The sequence below is a fragment of the Deinococcus pimensis DSM 21231 genome, assembly GCF_000519345.1.
GTDB lineage: Bacteria > Deinococcota > Deinococci > Deinococcales > Deinococcaceae > Deinococcus_A > Deinococcus_A pimensis.
On record NZ_KI912671.1, the window covers coordinates 401,484 to 402,985 of the forward strand.

At 74.5% G+C, this 1,502-nt stretch carries 1 protein-coding gene; it reads right to left on the reverse strand.

The window, feature by feature from the left end; genetic code table 11:
- A partial coding sequence (locus DEIPI_RS35980) for an alpha-L-rhamnosidase-related protein (protein WP_169737184.1) occupies positions 1 to 1,502 on the reverse strand: 1,502 nt, incomplete at both ends.

Sequence of the window (1,502 nt, forward strand, 5' to 3'; positions counted from 1 at the left end):
CGCGCTGAGGTGGTGGGCGCGCGCGCCGTCGAGCTCCTCGCCCTGCGGCGCGAGGAGGACGGCCTGCGCGCGCATCCGCTCGATCGCCGCCCGTTCCTCGCGGAGGTCGTCCCCGAGCTCCTCGAGCAGGGCGAGTCCGCCCTCGAGGGCGTGGCAGGCGAGGACGTGCGTGTACGCCTCGCGCTCTTCGGGCGTCAGCGGCGCCCAGTCGACGTAGTTCCAGCCGGACCGGAAGCGCCAGCGGCCCTCGTCGTCGACGTGCGCGAGGACGTGCGCGACGGTGGCGCGCGCCTCGTCCGCGAGGACGGAGGCGAGGTCGTCGCCGACGTGCAGGTGGTAGTCGCGCAGGCCCGCGAGCCACCACAGGGTGTACGTGGGGATGTCGTTGATGTCCCCGTGGCGGGTACGCCAGCGGTCGGACAGCCCGGCGGAGCGGCGCGTCTCCAGGGGCCGTTCGGGCGCGGGGCCGAGTTCGGCGAGCACCTCCAGGGTGCGGCGCACGAGGCGGTGGTCGCCGAACAGCTGGTACGCGGCGAGCGCCGCGACGTGCAGGTCCCCCATCCAGGGACGCTGGTCACGCTTGGGCCCGTCCCACACCTCGTTCTGCATGCAAAGCCGCAGCGTGTCGCCGCTGAGGTCGTACGCGCGCGTGACCAGGTCGTCGCTGCACGCGAACGAGCCCTGCTGAGGCGCGGGGAAGCGCACGTGCTGCGCTTCCACGGGCGCGAGCACGGCGGGCCCGTCCGACGCGAGGACCTGTACGCTCGCGTACCGCCAGCCGGTCGGGGACGTCGCGAAGCTCTCCCCTTCCCGGACCGTGACGACGTCCGTGAGGCGGCGCCGGTACCGGTCGAGTTCCCCTCTGGACTCCGCGGTGGTGACGGCGAGCGTCACCTCGCCGCCCGCGATGACCCGCACGCGCACCCGCGCGAAGGTCTCGGCGCCCGCGTCGAGCACCATGCGTGGCGCGCGCGTCTCGTACAGTTCGAGCCACTCGTTGGTGATCGTGGCGTGCGCGTCACGTACGTGCTGCCACAGCCCACCCGGGCGGGGCCCGCCGAGGTCCGGCAGGGTGGGCGGCCTGGGGGTGGGCGCGTGGAAGGTGAGGTGGCCGCGGGCGTCCTGTTCGGCCACGCCGAGACCGCCGCCGAGATCGAGCACGGCGGGCCGGGAAGTGGTCCAGCGCTGCCAGCCGTGGCTGAGCCGCAGGAAGTCGTCGGGCGCGTCGCACGGCAATCCCCACGGTTCCGCCCACACCCCGTCGAAGGCCCACGCGTCGCGCGCGTCGTCGAGGTGGTCGCGGGCGCTCCAGCCGTCCTGAGGGTCGCGCCGCATCGTCCACGAGTCGTCCGTCCACGCGAGCCGACGTGAGGCGTCCTGTTCGTGCGTGTCGACGCAGGCGAGCAGGAAGGGGTTGCTCTGGTGCGGGTCGTGCACCTCCACGTCGAGCCGCCGCGCGCCGGCGCGCAGCGTGAGGGGCGCGCGGCGCACCTGCCGCCACG